The following is a 15,581-nucleotide window of genomic DNA, read 5'->3' on the forward strand; positions in this document are numbered from 1 at the left end:
CGCTGCGGCCGCAAGGCGATCATGGTTTGCTATCGGGCCGCTAGCGATTCTCATTTTGTCATACCGTATTTTTGTCTGTCAAAAAACAAGCGGACGCGAAAGCGATCGTTCGGATCGCGCACGGGTTCCGCTCTGCCCGCCAACACGACACCATACTGTATTATGTCGTATTGACATTCTGTCATACAATCTTTAGAAAAGCCATATGCGTCGGGGGAGGCAACTGGGCATGCAATTGAATGAGAGCTTGGCGGCCAAAGAGCGAAGCTTCCATTTCGGTGGAGATTACGATCCCGCGTTCCGCGGTGTCGTCGATGCCTTCATCGAGAACTATGCCATCGAAGAAGAGATCGGCTCGGCCACGGCACTCATGATCGACGGTCGCAAAGTGGTCGATGTCTGGGGCGGATTCCGCGACGCTGGCTTTCAGCAATCCTGGCAGGCCGACACGATCGTCTGCATGATGTCGGTCGCCAAGGGTATCTCCGGCATCGCCTTCAACATTCTCATCGACCGCGGCCTTGTGGACCCCGAGCAGCCAGTGGCGCGCTACTGGCCGGAGTTTGCACAGAACGGCAAGGAAGGCGTGCTTTTGCGCCATGTGCTCGACCATACGGCCGGTTTGCCGGTCGTGCTCGAACCGCTCTGGCGGGGTGCGATTTTCGACTGCGACGCGATCGTTGGCGCGCTGGAGCGACAGGCACCGCTCTGGGAGCCGGGCACGACGGCGGCCTATCACATCCATACGCAGGGCAATATCCTCGGCGAGATCGTTCGCCGCATCACCGGTAAGCGCTATCCGCAATTCATCGCCGATGAGCTCGTGGCGCCGCTCGGCCTCGACTATCGCATCGGTGGCTTGACCGATCGGGATATCGATCACTGCGCCGAACTGATGCCGACCGTCGAGGGGACGCTCTTTGCCCGCAAAGATGCCGAACCGGATTCGCTGCTCGCCAAGGGCTTCCGGCAGCATCCCGACGAGCCGATCGGCACAACGTTGAATTCCACGGGCTGGAGGCAGTCCGAGATCGCCAGCGCCAACGGCCATGGAACGGCCCAATCCGTGGCGACAATTTATGGGACCATCGCAAGGGGTGGCTCGCTCGGCGATATCACGATCATGCGACCCGAGACCGTGGCCCGGATGATCACGGAACAGCACAACCAGACCGAACAGATGCAGCAGCGCGCCTACCACCAGGGTCTCGGCATTCTGCTGAACACCGAACAGTCCGTCTGGATGGGACCCAATCCGCGGTCCTTCGGCCATCATGGTTTCGGCGGCTCGATCGGCATGGGCGATCCGGACGCCAAGCTCGGTTTTTCCTATGCCTGCAACAAGATGCATGCCCGGCCCGACAACGGGCCGCGTGCGCGACGCATCATCGAAGCCGCTTACCGGCAGATTTGAGGGGTCACGATGGGCGCCGATAGCCAGATCAAGGTTGCAGCGGTGACGGGCGGGGCTGGTGGTATCGGCGCGGCGCTGGTCGCAAGGCTGGTTCAATCCGGTTGGCAGGTCGTCGTCCTCGATCGGGACGCTGTTCAGGCCGAGGCGGTCGCCCGCCAATATGATTGCGTCGCCCATCCGATCGATATCGGCGATGCGGCCAGTATCGAGGCGGCCGCCGAATTCGTCGAGACGGAAGTCGGTCCGTGTGTAGCACTCGCCTGCGTGGCGGCGCATCTTGAAAATCCGCATCCGCCCCAGGACCAGGATTATTCGGAGTGGGACGATATCGTCCGCGTCAATCTGACGGGCACGTTCCGGACCATGAACGCGTTCGGGCGTGGAATGCGAGAGAGACGCCGCGGCGCGATCGTTACTGTCGGCTCGATCACCGCCTTCAATTCCTCGCCGCTCCAGGCCTACGGGCCGACCAAGGCCGGGATCATCAACATGTCGCGCAACTTTGCGGTGGCATGGGGGCGCCAGGGTATCCGTGTCAATACAGTTTGTCCGGGACCGACCCGCACCCCCGCAGTCGAGGCGAGCTATGCCCGCGGTGAACGCGATCCTGAAACCATGATCCGCCAGACGGCGCTTGGACGCCTGGTGCGTCCCGAGGAGGTGGCGAACGCCATCGCGTTTCTTCTGTCGGACGAGGCATCGGCGATCACGGGTATCGAATTATCCGTGGATTCCGGGACGGTCGCGGCGCAGCTGTGGTCGCTCTACGGGGGCGTGCCAGACGTGCGGGTCTGAAAAAAAAATCGAACACGGCCTTCAAGGCCGGAAGAAATGGATGCGTGAGGCAAGGGCCTCGATGGGAGGGTGTTTTGACTGGAGAATTGTCCGATCAGGTCGTTCTGGTAACGGGTGCCGGCCGGGGTATCGGACGTGCGGCGGCTGAAAGGCTTGCCGCGCTGGGTGCCGCCGTCGGGGTCGTTGACATCGTGGCGGAAACAGCGCTCGAGACGGCGGCGCACATCTCCGGCAAGGGCGGCCGTGCGCTGGCCCTGACCGCGGATGTCGCGGACCGCGCCGCCGTCTTGAGGGCTGCCGAAACGCTTGCGGCCGCATTCGGACCGCTGACAAGTATTGTCAATGACGCGGTCTGGATCCGTTATGGACCTGTCGAGGGCGTCGATGAGGAGGTGCTCGACCGGATGTTGGCCGTCGGCGTCAAGGCCGCCTTCTGGGGTGTGCAAGCTCTGTTGATCCATGGTGCGGAGGGCCAACGTGCCGTCGTCAATATAGCCTCTCCCGTGGCCAGTCTCGGCATGGCGAACACTGCCGCCTATACCGCCGTCAAGGGTGCGATCGTTTCACTTACGCGGCAGATGGCCGTCGAGCTCGGCGCACGCGGCATTCGCGTGAATGCCGTGGCGCCCGGCGCGGTCCCAACTCCAGGTGCTCGCAGCGTCGTTGATGACGCAGGCTATGCAAAGAGGCGGGCTCAAACTCCGCTCGGCAGGCTCGGCGAGGAAAGCGAGATTGCCGCGGCGATTGCCTTCCTGATTGGTCCGGACGCAGGCTTCATCACCGGCGAGGTGCTGCATGTCGATGGCGGAATTTCCGTCAAATCGATGTGAGGAGAACAATGCAGAAGAGCGAGGCAGTGATGCAGACCCAAACCAATGACGACAGCATCGACGACCTGTTCGCGCGCGGCCTGGCGCTGCGCCGGCAAGTGCTCGGGCCGGATTATGTAGACCGGTCCATGGCGTCGGCCAATGATTTCATGATGGCCTTTCAGCGCATCACCACCGAGTGGTGCTGGGGCTATGCCTGGTCGCGCGACACACTCGACCTCAAGACCCGCAGCATGCTCAATCTCGCCATGCTGACAGCGCTCAACCGCGCCGCTGAAATCAAGCTGCATGTGCGTGGGGCGATCAACAACGGTGTGACGGCCGACGAAATTCGCGAAGTTCTGCTGCATGCCACGATCTACTGCGGGATTCCCGCCGGTTTGGATGCCTTCAAGGCCGCGAATGAAGTTCTCACGGAAATGAACGCGTTCTCTGCCGGCAATGACGGCTAGTGAGCGCGAGACGAGATCGATCCCGCGCCGGGGAGGCGAACATCGATTGGGCAACGCGGCCTGATGGCCGCAACTAGAGGGAGGAATGCACATGAACAAGCTTCTGAATGACGGTTTGCTTGCAAACCGCCGGCAGGTGATCAAAGGCCTTGCCGCCGGCGGCGCGACTGCGGCGCTCGGCATGCCCTATTTCGCTCGGGCACAGACCGCCGATACGATCCGGATTGGCTATATCGACCAATTTACCGGAATGCGGTCGAACTTTGCCGAAACTGCTCCTTGGGTGGTCGAGCAGATGCAGGCTCATCTCAAGGATGGGATTGAGATCGGCGGCAAGCGTTACGCGGTCGAGATCCTCCAGCGCGACAGCCAGTCGGATCCGAACCGCATGGGCAGCCTGGGCAATGAACTCGTCCTGCGCGAAAATGTCGACTTGCTACTGGTCGCTGACGGCCTTGCCGCCCCGGCGCTGGAGATCTGCGACCAGAACGGCACGCCGGCCATTTCAACGATCCTGCAGTGGGAGCCGTTCTATGCCTCGCGCGGCTCAAGCCCTGAAAAGGGCTATCCCTGGAGCTTCCTGTTCTTCTGGAGTGGTGCCGACATTATCAAGAACTATATCGGCATGTGGGGCGCCTCCGGCATCGACAAGGTGGTCGGCACTTTCTACGAAGACAATGATTTCGGCCGCGGCTTCTCCGGCGGCATGACCGCGTCGCTGCAAGGTGCCGGCTTCAAGGAAGTGCCGGGTGGCCTGTTCAAGGAGCAGGTCGACGACTTTTCCAACCAGGTCGCGGCCTTCCGCGATGGTGGCGCCAAGATCGTCACCGGCCTTGTCTTCCCGCAGCATTTCGCCACCTTCTGGGGGCAGGCGCAGCAGGCTGGCCTTGAACTGGAAGCGGCCACGATCGCCGCCGCCTTCGTCTTCCCGAGCGGCGTGGAGGTGCTCGGCGACCGCGGTGCGGGCATGTCGACCGAGATCTGGTTCAATAACAAGCTTCCCTTCAAGTCGAGCCTGACCGGAGAGAACGCCGAAGCCTTCTGCTCGGCCTATGAAGCGTCGACGGGCCGGCAATGGGCCCAGCCCATGGGCTATCATCACGCGATCTGGGAAGTCGGTCTTGCCGCGCTCAAGGCATCCGGCGATCCGAAGAACCGTGCTGCGGTCCGCGACGCCATTGCCGGGCTCGATCTCGATACGATCGTCGGCAAGGTCGACTTCAAGAACTCGAAGATGAAGTCCGTCGCCAATACCTGGGTGACGATGGGGCAGTGGCACAGAAGCGCCGAGGGCAGCAAGTTCCCCTACGAACTCTTCGTCACCAACAACGTGACGGCACCGCAGGTTCCGGTCCAGAAGGAGTTCCTGCCGCTCTCCAAATTCCGCTGAGCGGAATAGGATGGAATCGGGCGGGCGCTCTCCGGCGCCCGCCCAGGCATCAACAAGGAGGTTTCCGTGGCACCGGTTCTTCATGCCGACGGTCTGACCCGCAGCTTCGGCTCGATCGTCGTCGCCGACGACCTCAGCTTTTCGGTCGACATGTCAGAATGCCTCGGCATTATCGGGCCGAACGGTGCCGGGAAGACATCTGTCTTCAACATTCTTGCGGGAGCCATCCAGCCCCAATCCGGCAAGGTCTTCTTGGACGGCCGTGACATCACGGCGTGTTCGCAATTCGAGCGTACCCGCCTCGGCATCGGCCGGACCTATCAGGTTCCACGGCCCTTCGGCCTTCTCACGGCATTCGAGAATGTGCTGACCGCGGCGACGTTCGGCGGCGGACGCAAAGGGCGGGAAGCGGACAATTTTGCCTTTGATATCCTCGACCGAACCGGCCTCGTCGGCCGCGCCGACACGGCCGCGGGTTCCCTGCCGCTCCTGGACCGCAAGCGCCTCGAACTGGCGCGTGCCATGGCTTTGACACCGCGGCTTCTGCTTCTCGACGAGATCGCAGGCGGCCTCACCGAGGCCGAAGTCGCCCAACTGGTCGAACTGATCCTCTCGATCAAGAAGGACGTCGCCATTGTCTGGATCGAACATGTCACCCATGCGCTGCAGGCGGCGGCTGACAGGATCGTCGCCATCAACACCGGACGCAAGATCGCCGAAGGCCTGCCGCAGGAAGTGATGGCGGACGCCGCCGTGCAGGAAATCTACATGGGAGCCATGCTCGATGCCGCTTCTGTCGGTTGAAAATCTCGACGTCTTCTATGGCGATTTCCACGCCGTCAGGGGTGTGAGTCTCGCTGTCGAGGAAGGCCAGACCGTCGCTATCATCGGCGCCAACGGGGCCGGCAAGTCGACGCTGCTGCAAGCGATTACGGGGCTCAATGCCCACAAGCGCGGCAACGTTTCCTTCGCGGGCACGGATGTCGCCCGCATGCGCGCCGACCTCATTGCTCGTGAGGGCATCACCATGGTCCCGGAGGGCCGGCGCCTATTTGGCTCGCTCTCGGTCGAGGACAATCTTCTCGTCGGTGGATCCACGGAGCGAAACGGCCCCTGGACTCTGAAGGCGGTCTACGACCTGTTTCCCCGTCTCGGCGAACTCCGCCGCATGCAGGCCGCAACCCTCTCGGGCGGGCAGCAACAGATGGTGGCGATCGGCCGGGCGCTGATGACCAATCCGCGCCTTCTGCTGTGCGATGAAATCTCGCTCGGGCTTGCGCCCAAGATCATCGGCGACATCTACCGATGCTTCGATGCGATCCGCGAAAGCGGTGTTTCCGTTGTCATCATCGAGCAGAACGTCGCCCAGGCCTGTCATGCCTCCCAGTATATCTACTGCCTGCTCGAAGGACGCGTCAGCCTCGAAGGCGACCCGCGGGCACTGTCCATGAAGGACATCACAGCCGCTTATTTCGGAACGGAGCATCGTCCATGATCTGGGTGGAAACCATCGTCAACGGCATCCTGCTGGGCGGGCTTTATGCCTTGATCGGCCTCGGATTGGGCTTCGCTTTCGGCGTGATGCGCGTCGTCAATGTGGCCCAGGGCGATTTCATCGTCTCCGCGGCCTTCATCGGCCTCTATCTTTATCCCTGGACGCCGCTGCACCCGATCCTCGTCATCATTCCGGTGGCCCTGATCGCCTTCGGCATCGGCATGGTGGCCCAGCGGCTGCTGATCAACAGGGTTCTGGGCCACGACCAGATCCCGCAGATCCTGCTGACATTCGGCCTCGCCATCGTCCTGCGCAATGGCATGGTCGAGTGGTTCGGCGCCAACAGCCAGTCGATCAATGTCGGCGACATGCGCTTCTGGGGCTTCAATTTCCTGGGCCTGCGTCTCGGTGTGCTGCCGGTCGTGGTCCTCGCCATCTCCATCGTGCTGTTTGCCGGGCTGAGATATTGGCTAAATGCTTCGCGCATGGGTCGCGTTATCCGGGCCACCGCTGACGATTTCCAGGTCGTGCAACTGCTCGGCGTGAACTATCGCCGCGTTTACGCCGTGGCCATGGGCCTGGCACTGGCTCTGTCGGCCGTCGCAGGTGTGCTGCTCGCCATGCGCGGCTCCTTCACGCCCTATGCCGGCGCCGACCGCCTGCTGATCGCCTTCGAGGTGGTCGTCATCGGAGGCCTCGGCTCCTTCTGGGGCATGTTCATCGGCGGCATCGTGCTCGGGGTCACCCAACTCGTGGCCCTGAAGATCGATCCGTCTTCCGGGTTGATGTACGGCCATATCGTCTTCTTCATCATCCTGATCCTGTCGCCCCAGGGTCTGTCATCCGCCTTCCGCACGGGGTTCTTCCGCAAATGACCGCCACGAGACCCATGCAGACGCGGCCTTTCCTTGTCTTCACACTCGCTCTCCTCTGCTTCCTCGCCCTTGCAGCCATGCCGACGCTCGTCTCGGAGGGCAATCTCAGGCTGATGATCGAGATCCTCACGGTCTTCGCCTTCGCCCAGAGCTGGAATTTCCTCGCGGGCTATGTCGGGCTGATGTCCTTCGGACAGCAGCTGTTCATCGGACTGGGTGCCTATTTCGTGTTCCTTGTTTCGGACAGGACGGGCATCAATCCCTTCCTGCTCCTGCCCGTTGCCTTCTTGTTCTGCGGCGCGGCCGCGGCGCTGATCTCGCCCTTCGTTTTTCGTCTGCGCGACGCCTATTTCGCGATCTCCATCTGGGTGATCGCCGAAATCGTGCGCCTGTTCATCTCGCAGAAGGATTGGCTCGGCTCGGTCAGCGGGTTGCCACTGGTGGCGACGCGCGAAATGGATCGTACATTGGTGGCGGTCAGCAATTTTTATGCGGCGGCCATCCTCGCCTTTCTCGGCGTCTTCGGCCTCTACTGGCTCTCGCGGAGCAGGCTGGGCCTCGCGCTTGCCGCGGTCCGCGACGATGAAGGCACGGCGGCAGCCGTGGGCATCAATGTCTGGTGGACACGCTTCTTCGGCTTCGTCCTCGCCGGCGGTTTCGCCGGTGTCGCCGGGGCGACTTACTACATGTCGGTCTTCCACGTCGAACCAGGCGGCGCCTTCGATGCGAACTGGATGGTTATCATGTTGTTCATCGTCATCATCGGCGGCGTCGGCACGATCGAAGGGCCGATCATCGGCACCGCGATCTATTTCCTGCTTCGCGCCTGGTTTTCCGGCACAGGAAACCTCTACCTCATGCTGCTCGGCGCTGCCGCCGTGGTGACCATGCTCTTCGCCTCCAGAGGACTATGGGGCGTGGTGCAGCCGCGGCTGGGTTTTAACCTCTTCTCCACACGGCGCCTGCCGCCGCAGCGACCTTGAACTGAAACTGGAGACCCCGCAGATGGTGACACGACTTCTCGATAAACGCATCCTCGTCATCGGCGCCGCCACCGGGATCGGACGAGCGGTGGCGGTGGCTGCCCTGGCGGAAGGTGCGGGCGTGGTCATCGCCGACCGGGCCGAAGATGCCGGGCGGCGCACGGCCGCGGAACTCGGCTGCCAATTTCTTGCCTGCGACGTCTCGAACGAGGCGAGTATGGCGTCGCTCTTCGACGGCGCCATCGCTCAACTCGGCGGGCTTGACGGACTGGTGAACAATGCCGGCCTGCAAAGAGCCGGGCCGCTCGAAGCCTCGACGGTCGCCGACTGGGATTCCCTGATGGCGGTCAATGCCAGAGGCGTCTATCTTGCCACGCGCCTTGCCATCCCGCACCTGAAGGCGGCCGGCGGCGGCTCGATCGTCAACACCGCCTCGCTCGCCGCCAAGCGGGGCGGGCCGGGGATCACGGCCTATGCCGCCTCCAAGGGTGCGGTCATGGCCTTCACCACGGCTGCGGCTCTCGAGCTTGCACCGGATAAAATTCGCGTCAACTCGATCTGCCCCGGCTTTATCGACACGCCCTTCAACAATCCGGCCATCGATTTCATGGGTGGACGGGACGCGCAGGCAAAACTGGTGAAGGCCATGGTACCGCTCGGACGCCAGTCCACGCCTGAGGAAATCGCGCCGCTCTATACGTTCCTGCTATCGGATGAGTCGGCCTATGTGACCGCACAAGCCTATTCGATCGATGGCGGGGTCCACAATTAGACATTCTGGAGGCTGCCGTGCGGGAGGAGGATGGCCGGGTTGGCAAGTGCGGTGCGGCTGTCACGAGTTTGCCCAAGTCGGCCGGCAAGTTCCGCAGGGGCCGTTTGTTGTCTGGTGGGTTTTGGATGACCGCTGAAGTTGAGCAGACACTTCTTGTTGCGCTCACAAGGGTTCAGGTTAAATGAGGCGATGAAGTTGGTTGTTGTCCCGGCTTAGCTAAAGAAGTCCTGGCCGAGTGTTCCTTCGAGTCGCTCCTTGAGGCCAGACGAGAACTCACGAACGACGGCAAACGGGCTTTGGAAAAGCTTGATGTTGTTGATGAGGCCAGACTCATTCCGAGTGATGATGGTGGTGCCGGCGATCGGCTTACCTCCGTGGATGGCATCCCATTCGAGGTAAGTTTTCGCACCGTCAACCGTCTCCGCGGTGAATTCGAAGTGTTCGTACATCGTACTCGTAGCGGTAAAGAACGCCCCAATGAATGTCGGGCCGACCACGGCCTTGCTGAGGGCTGAGGTCTGAAGGCTGGCGTCAGCGGTGAAGGACGCCGCGAAGTCGCTCGTTCCTTTCTTCTTGATGATTTGCATCCATGCCGTTCCCGGCTGGTTGGTGTCAGTAGTCATGATAATCTCCTAGGCTGGTGTCAGTAGTCGTTACAATCTTCCGATCGCATGTCTGCGACTTCTATTTCTCAAGGTGCCCGATGAGAAACTCGCCGGCTCTCCGCAGCGCGTCGTGCGCCTGAGGCAAAGAGCCTGTCTGAATGTGCCAGAGGTGCAGCATCTCCGGCCAGACCTCAAGGTGCGACTCGCCGCCGGCCGCGCGCACCTTTCGATCAATTTCAAGCGCGTCGTCGAGAAGTACTTCGTCGCTTCCGACATGGATGAGCAATGGAGGAAAACCGTGCATGTCAGCGAACAGGGGCGAGATGCGCGGGTCCTTCAAATCGTAGTTGCAAGCATAGGCCTCTACCATCTCCCGCATCGCGCTTGCATTGACCATTGGGTCGCGGTCGGCCAGTTGCGTTAACGAAGGCAGCGTCAGCGTTAAGTCTGCCCATGGGCTAATGAGTAGCGCTGCTCGCGAGTCCTTGTGGCCCTTCGAGGATGCGTAGGCGAGAAGGTTGAGAACCATGCCACCGCCGCTGGAGTCTCCTGTCACGGCGAAAGGCTTGCCAAGCGCACGCACTGCTTCGTAGCCGCGGATGGACTCGTCGTATGACGCCGGAAATGAGTGCTCGGGCGCCTTGGAGTGGTCCAGGACGATGACCTGGGACTTTGCCGCTCGAGACAGCTCTCCGAGCATGCCTAAATGCGAGGCAGGAGAGCCAGCCACCCAGCCACCACCGTGGAAATGGTAGATGACTCGGTCTTTGGACGCGCCGGGAGCCGTAATCGCCACCGCGGCTACGCCACCGAGTTCGGTCGGCTCGACGGTAAGGTCGGCCGCCGGCGGGTTTGCTTGTGAAATTGCCTCCATGTCGGCGCGGAGCGTCTCGATGGTGCGTACGGGATGCGCAAGGTTGAAGGCGAACATCGCATCGCGGAGCTTGCGGACGGAAGATGAATCATAGCTCATGGCTCAACTCACTCCAGGCCTTGGAAGGTCGCTGGCACCCAGTCGTAACCAGCGCCGGTGTCGACCTTGCGAACACGGCCCAGGCCAGGGAACGGCATGTGGGCGGCAGCAATCATCGTCTTGTCCGCAGCCAGTTTCACCAGAAGGTCTTGACGCGTTTTGATGGCCGTCGCGCCGTCTGAGTCAAAAGCGATGCCAATTTCAGGGTGCGGCATCTGAACGGCGACGACGTGAGTGACGTCGCCCCAGACCAGCAGCGATTGACCCTTTGACGAAATCATGTAGCCGGTGTGACCGGGCGTATGGCCGGGAATGGCATAGGGAGCGATGCCGGGGACGATTTCGTCCATGCCTTCGAATGGCATCCATTTGCCTGCAGCGATGTAAGGCACGGCGCCATCCTGTGCCATTGTAAAGAAGACTTTTGCTTCTTCCGGCGCCTTTGCGGCGATTTCCTTCGACAACCAGAAGTCGGCATCGGCCTTCTTCATCATCACAGTCGCGTTCGGGAAGACGCGTTTCCCGTTTTTGTAGATCCCGCCAACATGGTCAGCGTGAAGATGCGTCAGCAGTACCAGGTCAACCTGCTCCGGCTCGTAGCCGGAGGCCTTCAAATTCTGCACGAGCTTGCCCAGTGTGGGGCCGCCCCAGTGGCCGCCTGCACCAGTGTCGATGAGAACGAGCTTGGACCCGGTGTTGACGAGGTAGCCCTGAACGGAGGCCGTGACATTCTTGGGATCATCTTGGAAGGAGCGCGCCAGGAGGGACTGGATGAGCGCTGCGTCGCCGTGCAGGAGGCTGGAGTCAATGCCGCCGCCGCCGTCATAGAGAGCGGTGACTTCATAGTCGCCAATCATCGTGCGATAGAAGCCCGCAACCTGCTGGTGCTGCATCGGCGCGTCAGCTTGGGCCGGTGCGACAGCAACGGTGACGCCGGCGAATACTAGCGACAGCGCGAGCATGGTTCGCGAAGTGATGGTGGAGAGTTTCATAGTGTTTCCTAACCATGTGTGTGAGGATATGTAGGTACGTAGATACGTAATAATTCTTGGCGGAACGCCAGCTCATCGTGCTATGTCGTTGTTGCTACCTTTCCGGCCACCCGCACTATCGAATTGCCGCCGTAACACGTGATGGAATTCAACTTCTGTGCCAGGCACGCTACGCGCACCTTTCGCAACCGCCTCGGCTTGAGGGGCAAGTGCATTAGGAACATTCCCGGGCCGGCACGCATGCGGGTCAACGGCACCATCACCACGCGATGGGCCAATTCACGGGAGCCAATGTGGGGTGAGGACATCCGACGAATCCTTTGCAAGCAATCACCGCGCCCACGACGCGAAACCAAGGCCAGAGCAGAGTTTTCAACAGGCCACCCCGGCTGGCTGAATTAATATATGACCGGTCGTCTTATATTTGTCAAGGCCGATAAGCGCTATTGGCAAAGAGGTTGCCCCGCCAGTCGGTTCGACTGACCTTGACACCCCCTTACCTTCACCACATTTTAAGACGACCGGTCGTATTTTTTGTGCTGAGGTTTTAAGAAGATGGAACCGCAAACAACCCCTGCTCGCCGTGGACCGAAGCCGAGGCCACACTTACGGGACAACCTGATCCGCGTTGGAGTGCGAATACTCCACGAGTCGGGATACACCGCAACAGGAATCAAGGACGTCGTTGACGCTGCCGAAGTGCCCAAGGGCTCCTTCTACAACCACTTCGAAAGCAAGGAAGCTTTCGGAAAAGAAGTGGTCGACTTCTATTTCGACAAAGGCCTTGTTGAACTGCGCGCACTCCTTGGCAATCGCGATATCCCGCCGCTAGAGCGATTGCAGAGTTATTTTAGCGAGAGAACTCGTGACTTTCAGGCGGCCGGTTATGTGCGAGGCTGCATGCTTGGGAACTTAAGCCTCGAAATCGCGGATCACAGCGCTTCAATTCGCGACCGGCTCGCTGTGCATTTCAGGACCTGGAGCGGCCTCTTTGCAGAGTGCATTTCCGAAGCACAGGCCACGGGTGCAATCAGCAATCAGCTGCCAGCAGCGTTGCTCGCTCAGTTCCTCTTGAACAGTTGGGAAGGCGCCATGCTGCGGATGCGGGTGGAGAAGAGTGACGTGCCGCTGCAAGAATTCACTGAAGTCATCTTCGGATCGCTTCTCGTCTGAATGGAGCATGAGGGAAATGATGAATCCCCTGCAAATGACGGGCCTTGAATTGCTGCGCGCCGCAGCGGCGGGCCAGTTGGCACGGGCGTCGATGACGGAAACGACCCCCATGTCGTTCATAACGGTCGATGTTGGCATGTGAAAATGTCGGCACGTGCCGACCAACGGCATCTCAATCCATTTGGTGGCGTCCACGGCGGATTCGCCGCAACCGTGCTGGATTCTGTGACGGGTTGCGCGGTCCATTCGCCCCTGGAGGCCGGCGTTGGTTGCGGCACCATCGACCTGCAGGTGAAAATGTTGCGACCGGTACCGCCGATGAGGAATTGGTCGCAGAGGCTAACTCCGTTTACCTCTCCCGAAACATCGCAACTTCGGAACGCACATTGAAGTCCTCCGACGACAAGCTTTTGGCGACTGCGACGGCAACCTGCTTCTTGAAGAGGGGGTGATCAGCGCAAGGTCCGCTTTCGGAAACTGACGGTAACCTCGTGAACGACCATGATGCGGGCGCAAAGCAGACGGCCCTAGTGCTATTCAACCCTAGAGCAAGCCAGCATGCCGGCAGTTTGATGCGACGTAACCTAGCACGAAAACGGGCGCGGAACGGGTTTGCGAGTCAGACACGGAAGGCGTCTGCTCAGCGGAAGTGAGATAGACGGCAAATCAACTTCATGACGGCGAAAACCATTGAAACTACGCTATTGCCGCCGTCTGCCCGCCTACTCCCACTCGATTGTGCTCGGCGGCTTGCTGGTCACGTCGTAGACGACGCGGTTGATTCCCCGCACCTCGTTGATGATCCGGGTGGCGGCGCGGCCGAGGAAGTTCATGTCGTAGGGGTAGAAATCCGCGGTCATGCCGTCGACCGAGGTGACGGCGCGGAGCGCGCAGACGAAGTCGTAGGTGCGGTAATCGCCCATGACGCCGACGGTCTGGACCGGGAGCAGCACGGCGAAAGCCTGCCAGATCGTGTCGTAGAGGCCGGCCTTGCGGATTTCGTCGAGATAGATCGCATCGGCCTTGCGCAGGATGTCGAGCTTTTCGCGGGTGATCACGCCAGGGCAACGGATGGCGAGGCCGGGACCGGGGAAGGGGTGGCGACCGATGAAGCTGTCGGGCAGGCCGAGTTCGCGGCCGAGCGCGCGGACCTCGTCCTTGAAGAGTTCGCGCAGCGGCTCGACAAGCTGCATGTTCATCCGCTCGGGCAGGCCGCCGACATTGTGGTGCGACTTGATCGTCACCGACGGGCCGCCGGAGAAGGAGACGCTTTCGATGACGTCAGGGTAAAGCGTGCCCTGGGCGAGGAATTTCGGCGCGCCCTTGCCGTCCGCGGCGATCTTGGCGGCTTCGGCTTCGAAGACTTCGATGAAGAGGCGGCCGATCGTCTTGCGCTTGACTTCCGGATCCGAGACGCCGTCGAGCTGGCCCAGGAACAGGTCCGCTGCATCCACATGGACGAGCGGGATATTGTAGTGGTCGCGGAACATGCCGACGACCTGCTCGCTCTCACCCATCCGCATCAGGCCGTGGTCGACATAGACGCAGGTCAGCTGGTCGCCGATTGCCTCATGGATGAGGATCGCGGCCACGGAGGAATCGACGCCGCCGGAGAGGGCGCAGAGGACGCGCCCGTTGCCGACCTGGTCGCGGATCTTGCGGATCATCTCGGCGCGATAGGCCGACATGGTCCAGTCGGATTTCAGGCCGACAATGCCGTGCACGAAATTGGAGAGCAACTTGGCGCCGTCGGGCGTATGCACCACTTCGGGGTGGAACATGGTCGTGTAGTAGCGGCGCTTCTCATCCGCCGCGATGGCGAAGGGCGCGTTCTCCGAGGTGGCGATGACTTCGAAGCCTTCAGGCAGCTTGGTGACGCGGTCGCCGTGGCTCATCCAGACCGGATAGTGGCCGCCGACATCCCAGAAGCCTGCGAAGAGCGGGCTCGCCTTCTTGATCTCGACATCGGCACGACCGAACTCCGCGGCATGCCCGCCTTCGACCGTACCGCCGAGCTGGGTGGCGAGCGTCTGCTGGCCGTAGCAGATGCCGAGGATCGGAACACCGCTGTCAAACACCGCCTGCGGCGCCCGGGGGCTGCCTTCCGTCGTCACCGAAGCGGGGCCGCCCGAGAAGATCACGCCTTTCGGCTGCATCTTTTCGAAGGCGTCGCCAGCGTTCTGGAAGGGATGGATTTCGCAATAGACCCCGGCTTCACGGATGCGGCGCGCGATCAGCTGCGTCACCTGGCTGCCGAAATCGATGATGAGGATGCTGTCGGGATGCGCTATCTGGGTCATGTCGGGCCTATAAAGAAGGACGGGCGGTTAGGCAACGGGGTTTCCACCGCTTCGCCGCAGTTTTCCCAGCAGTTCGGAAAGGCGGGCGAATTCGTCGTCGCCGATGCGGGCGCGGTAGCCGGCCTCGATCTCGAGCTTGATGCGGTTCGCGTCCTTCATCGCCGCCCTGCCCGCGTCCGTCAGTCGAACGATGCGACCGCGCTTGTCGTCGGGGTCGGCGACGCGCTCGAGGATGCCATCGGCCTCCAGCCCGTCGATCAGCTGCTGCACCGCCTGCTTGGAAATGCCGATCCGATCGACCAGCAGCCCCTGCTTGGTGCCCTTAAGGGCGATGTGACCCATCAGGGTCGAGCGCGCGGCCGTGAACCAGCTGTGCCCTGCGGTCTGCATGCGCTCGACGAATTCCACGTTCCAGTCCTGGCTCGCGCGCCAGAGCAGCCAGCCGATATGGTCGGGATATTCATCGTCAAGCATCTTGACTAATTCTCGGTTTCAGCTAGATGGGCATTTAGTCAATGTACTTGACTATATC

17 protein-coding genes are annotated in these 15,581 nt (G+C 61.3%); 12 read left to right on the forward strand and 5 right to left on the reverse strand.

Annotated features, from left to right (window positions below):
- Window positions 1-229 precede the first annotated feature (229 nt).
- The 10 genes from AC2YI2_RS04070 to AC2YI2_RS04115 all read left to right on the forward strand — a co-directional run bounded on the left by AC2YI2_RS04070 (window position 230) and on the right by AC2YI2_RS04115 (window position 9,006).
- Window positions 230-1,414: a serine hydrolase domain-containing protein gene (locus AC2YI2_RS04070; RefSeq protein ID WP_487385135.1), complete on the forward strand. Its 1,185-nt coding sequence runs from the start codon at window positions 230-232 to the stop codon at window positions 1,412-1,414.
- A gap of 9 nt (window positions 1,415-1,423) precedes the next feature.
- A complete protein-coding gene (locus AC2YI2_RS04075; RefSeq protein ID WP_487385136.1) occupies window positions 1,424-2,209 on the forward strand; it encodes an SDR family NAD(P)-dependent oxidoreductase in 786 nt (261 codons plus the stop codon).
- Between the two features lie 74 nt (window positions 2,210-2,283).
- Window positions 2,284-3,039 (forward strand): SDR family NAD(P)-dependent oxidoreductase, encoded by a 756-nt coding sequence (locus tag AC2YI2_RS04080; protein WP_487385137.1) that lies wholly within the window; start codon window positions 2,284-2,286, stop codon window positions 3,037-3,039.
- An 8-nt stretch (window positions 3,040-3,047) separates the two neighbouring features.
- Window positions 3,048-3,491, forward strand: a complete 444-nt coding sequence (locus AC2YI2_RS04085) for a carboxymuconolactone decarboxylase family protein (protein WP_487385138.1) — start codon at window positions 3,048-3,050, stop codon at window positions 3,489-3,491.
- Between the two features lie 91 nt (window positions 3,492-3,582).
- Window positions 3,583-4,881: an ABC transporter substrate-binding protein gene (locus AC2YI2_RS04090; RefSeq protein WP_487385139.1), complete on the forward strand. Its 1,299-nt coding sequence runs from the start codon at window positions 3,583-3,585 to the stop codon at window positions 4,879-4,881.
- Between the two features lie 66 nt (window positions 4,882-4,947).
- Window positions 4,948-5,685: an ABC transporter ATP-binding protein gene (locus AC2YI2_RS04095; protein ID WP_487385140.1), complete on the forward strand. Its 738-nt coding sequence runs from the start codon at window positions 4,948-4,950 to the stop codon at window positions 5,683-5,685.
- The gene (locus tag AC2YI2_RS04100; protein ID WP_487385141.1) at window positions 5,666-6,376 is read left to right on the forward strand and encodes an ABC transporter ATP-binding protein; all 711 of its coding nucleotides are present in this window, start codon (window positions 5,666-5,668) and stop codon (window positions 6,374-6,376) included. Before AC2YI2_RS04095 ends, AC2YI2_RS04100 begins: the two co-directional genes overlap by 20 nt.
- Window positions 6,373-7,251: a branched-chain amino acid ABC transporter permease gene (locus AC2YI2_RS04105; RefSeq protein ID WP_487385142.1), complete on the forward strand. Its 879-nt coding sequence runs from the start codon at window positions 6,373-6,375 to the stop codon at window positions 7,249-7,251. Before AC2YI2_RS04100 ends, AC2YI2_RS04105 begins: the two co-directional genes overlap by 4 nt.
- Before the next feature lie 14 nt (window positions 7,252-7,265).
- On the forward strand, window positions 7,266-8,234 hold the full coding sequence (locus AC2YI2_RS04110; protein WP_487385143.1) for a branched-chain amino acid ABC transporter permease: 969 nt from the start codon (window positions 7,266-7,268) through the stop codon (window positions 8,232-8,234).
- A gap of 22 nt (window positions 8,235-8,256) precedes the next feature.
- Window positions 8,257-9,006 (forward strand): SDR family NAD(P)-dependent oxidoreductase, encoded by a 750-nt coding sequence (locus AC2YI2_RS04115; RefSeq protein ID WP_487385144.1) that lies wholly within the window; start codon window positions 8,257-8,259, stop codon window positions 9,004-9,006.
- 212 nt (window positions 9,007-9,218) lie between these two features.
- On the opposite strand, the gene AC2YI2_RS04120 is transcribed toward AC2YI2_RS04115, so the two are convergent.
- From AC2YI2_RS04120 to AC2YI2_RS04130, 3 genes are all read right to left on the reverse strand, one after another.
- On the reverse strand, window positions 9,219-9,629 hold the full coding sequence (locus tag AC2YI2_RS04120) for a hypothetical protein (RefSeq protein WP_487385145.1): 411 nt from the start codon (window positions 9,627-9,629) through the stop codon (window positions 9,219-9,221).
- Window positions 9,630-9,690: 61 nt separating this feature from the next.
- Complete coding sequence (locus AC2YI2_RS04125) at window positions 9,691-10,584, reverse strand: alpha/beta hydrolase (protein ID WP_487385146.1); 894 nt, start codon at window positions 10,582-10,584, stop codon at window positions 9,691-9,693.
- Window positions 10,585-10,592: 8 nt separating this feature from the next.
- The gene (locus AC2YI2_RS04130) at window positions 10,593-11,576 is read right to left on the reverse strand and encodes an MBL fold metallo-hydrolase (protein ID WP_487385147.1); all 984 of its coding nucleotides are present in this window, start codon (window positions 11,574-11,576) and stop codon (window positions 10,593-10,595) included.
- 555 nt (window positions 11,577-12,131) lie between these two features.
- Here AC2YI2_RS04130 and AC2YI2_RS04135 point away from each other — a divergent pair.
- Together AC2YI2_RS04135 and AC2YI2_RS04140 are read left to right on the forward strand one after the other, a co-directional pair.
- Window positions 12,132-12,749 (forward strand): TetR/AcrR family transcriptional regulator, encoded by a 618-nt coding sequence (locus AC2YI2_RS04135; protein WP_487385148.1) that lies wholly within the window; start codon window positions 12,132-12,134, stop codon window positions 12,747-12,749.
- 16 nt (window positions 12,750-12,765) lie between these two features.
- The gene (locus tag AC2YI2_RS04140; RefSeq protein ID WP_487385149.1) at window positions 12,766-12,891 is read left to right on the forward strand and encodes a hypothetical protein; all 126 of its coding nucleotides are present in this window, start codon (window positions 12,766-12,768) and stop codon (window positions 12,889-12,891) included.
- A 580-nt stretch (window positions 12,892-13,471) separates the two neighbouring features.
- Here the strand turns inward: AC2YI2_RS04140 and guaA are convergent.
- Both guaA and AC2YI2_RS04150 read right to left on the reverse strand, forming a co-directional pair.
- Window positions 13,472-15,049 (reverse strand): glutamine-hydrolyzing GMP synthase, encoded by a 1,578-nt coding sequence (guaA, locus tag AC2YI2_RS04145; RefSeq protein WP_487385150.1) that lies wholly within the window; start codon window positions 15,047-15,049, stop codon window positions 13,472-13,474.
- A gap of 27 nt (window positions 15,050-15,076) precedes the next feature.
- Entirely contained in the window at window positions 15,077-15,523 is a 447-nt protein-coding gene (locus AC2YI2_RS04150; protein ID WP_487385151.1) for a MarR family winged helix-turn-helix transcriptional regulator, read from the reverse strand.
- Window positions 15,524-15,581: the final 58 nt, after the last annotated feature.

The sequence above is a fragment of the Rhizobium sp. SRI_017 genome (genome assembly GCF_057586295.1).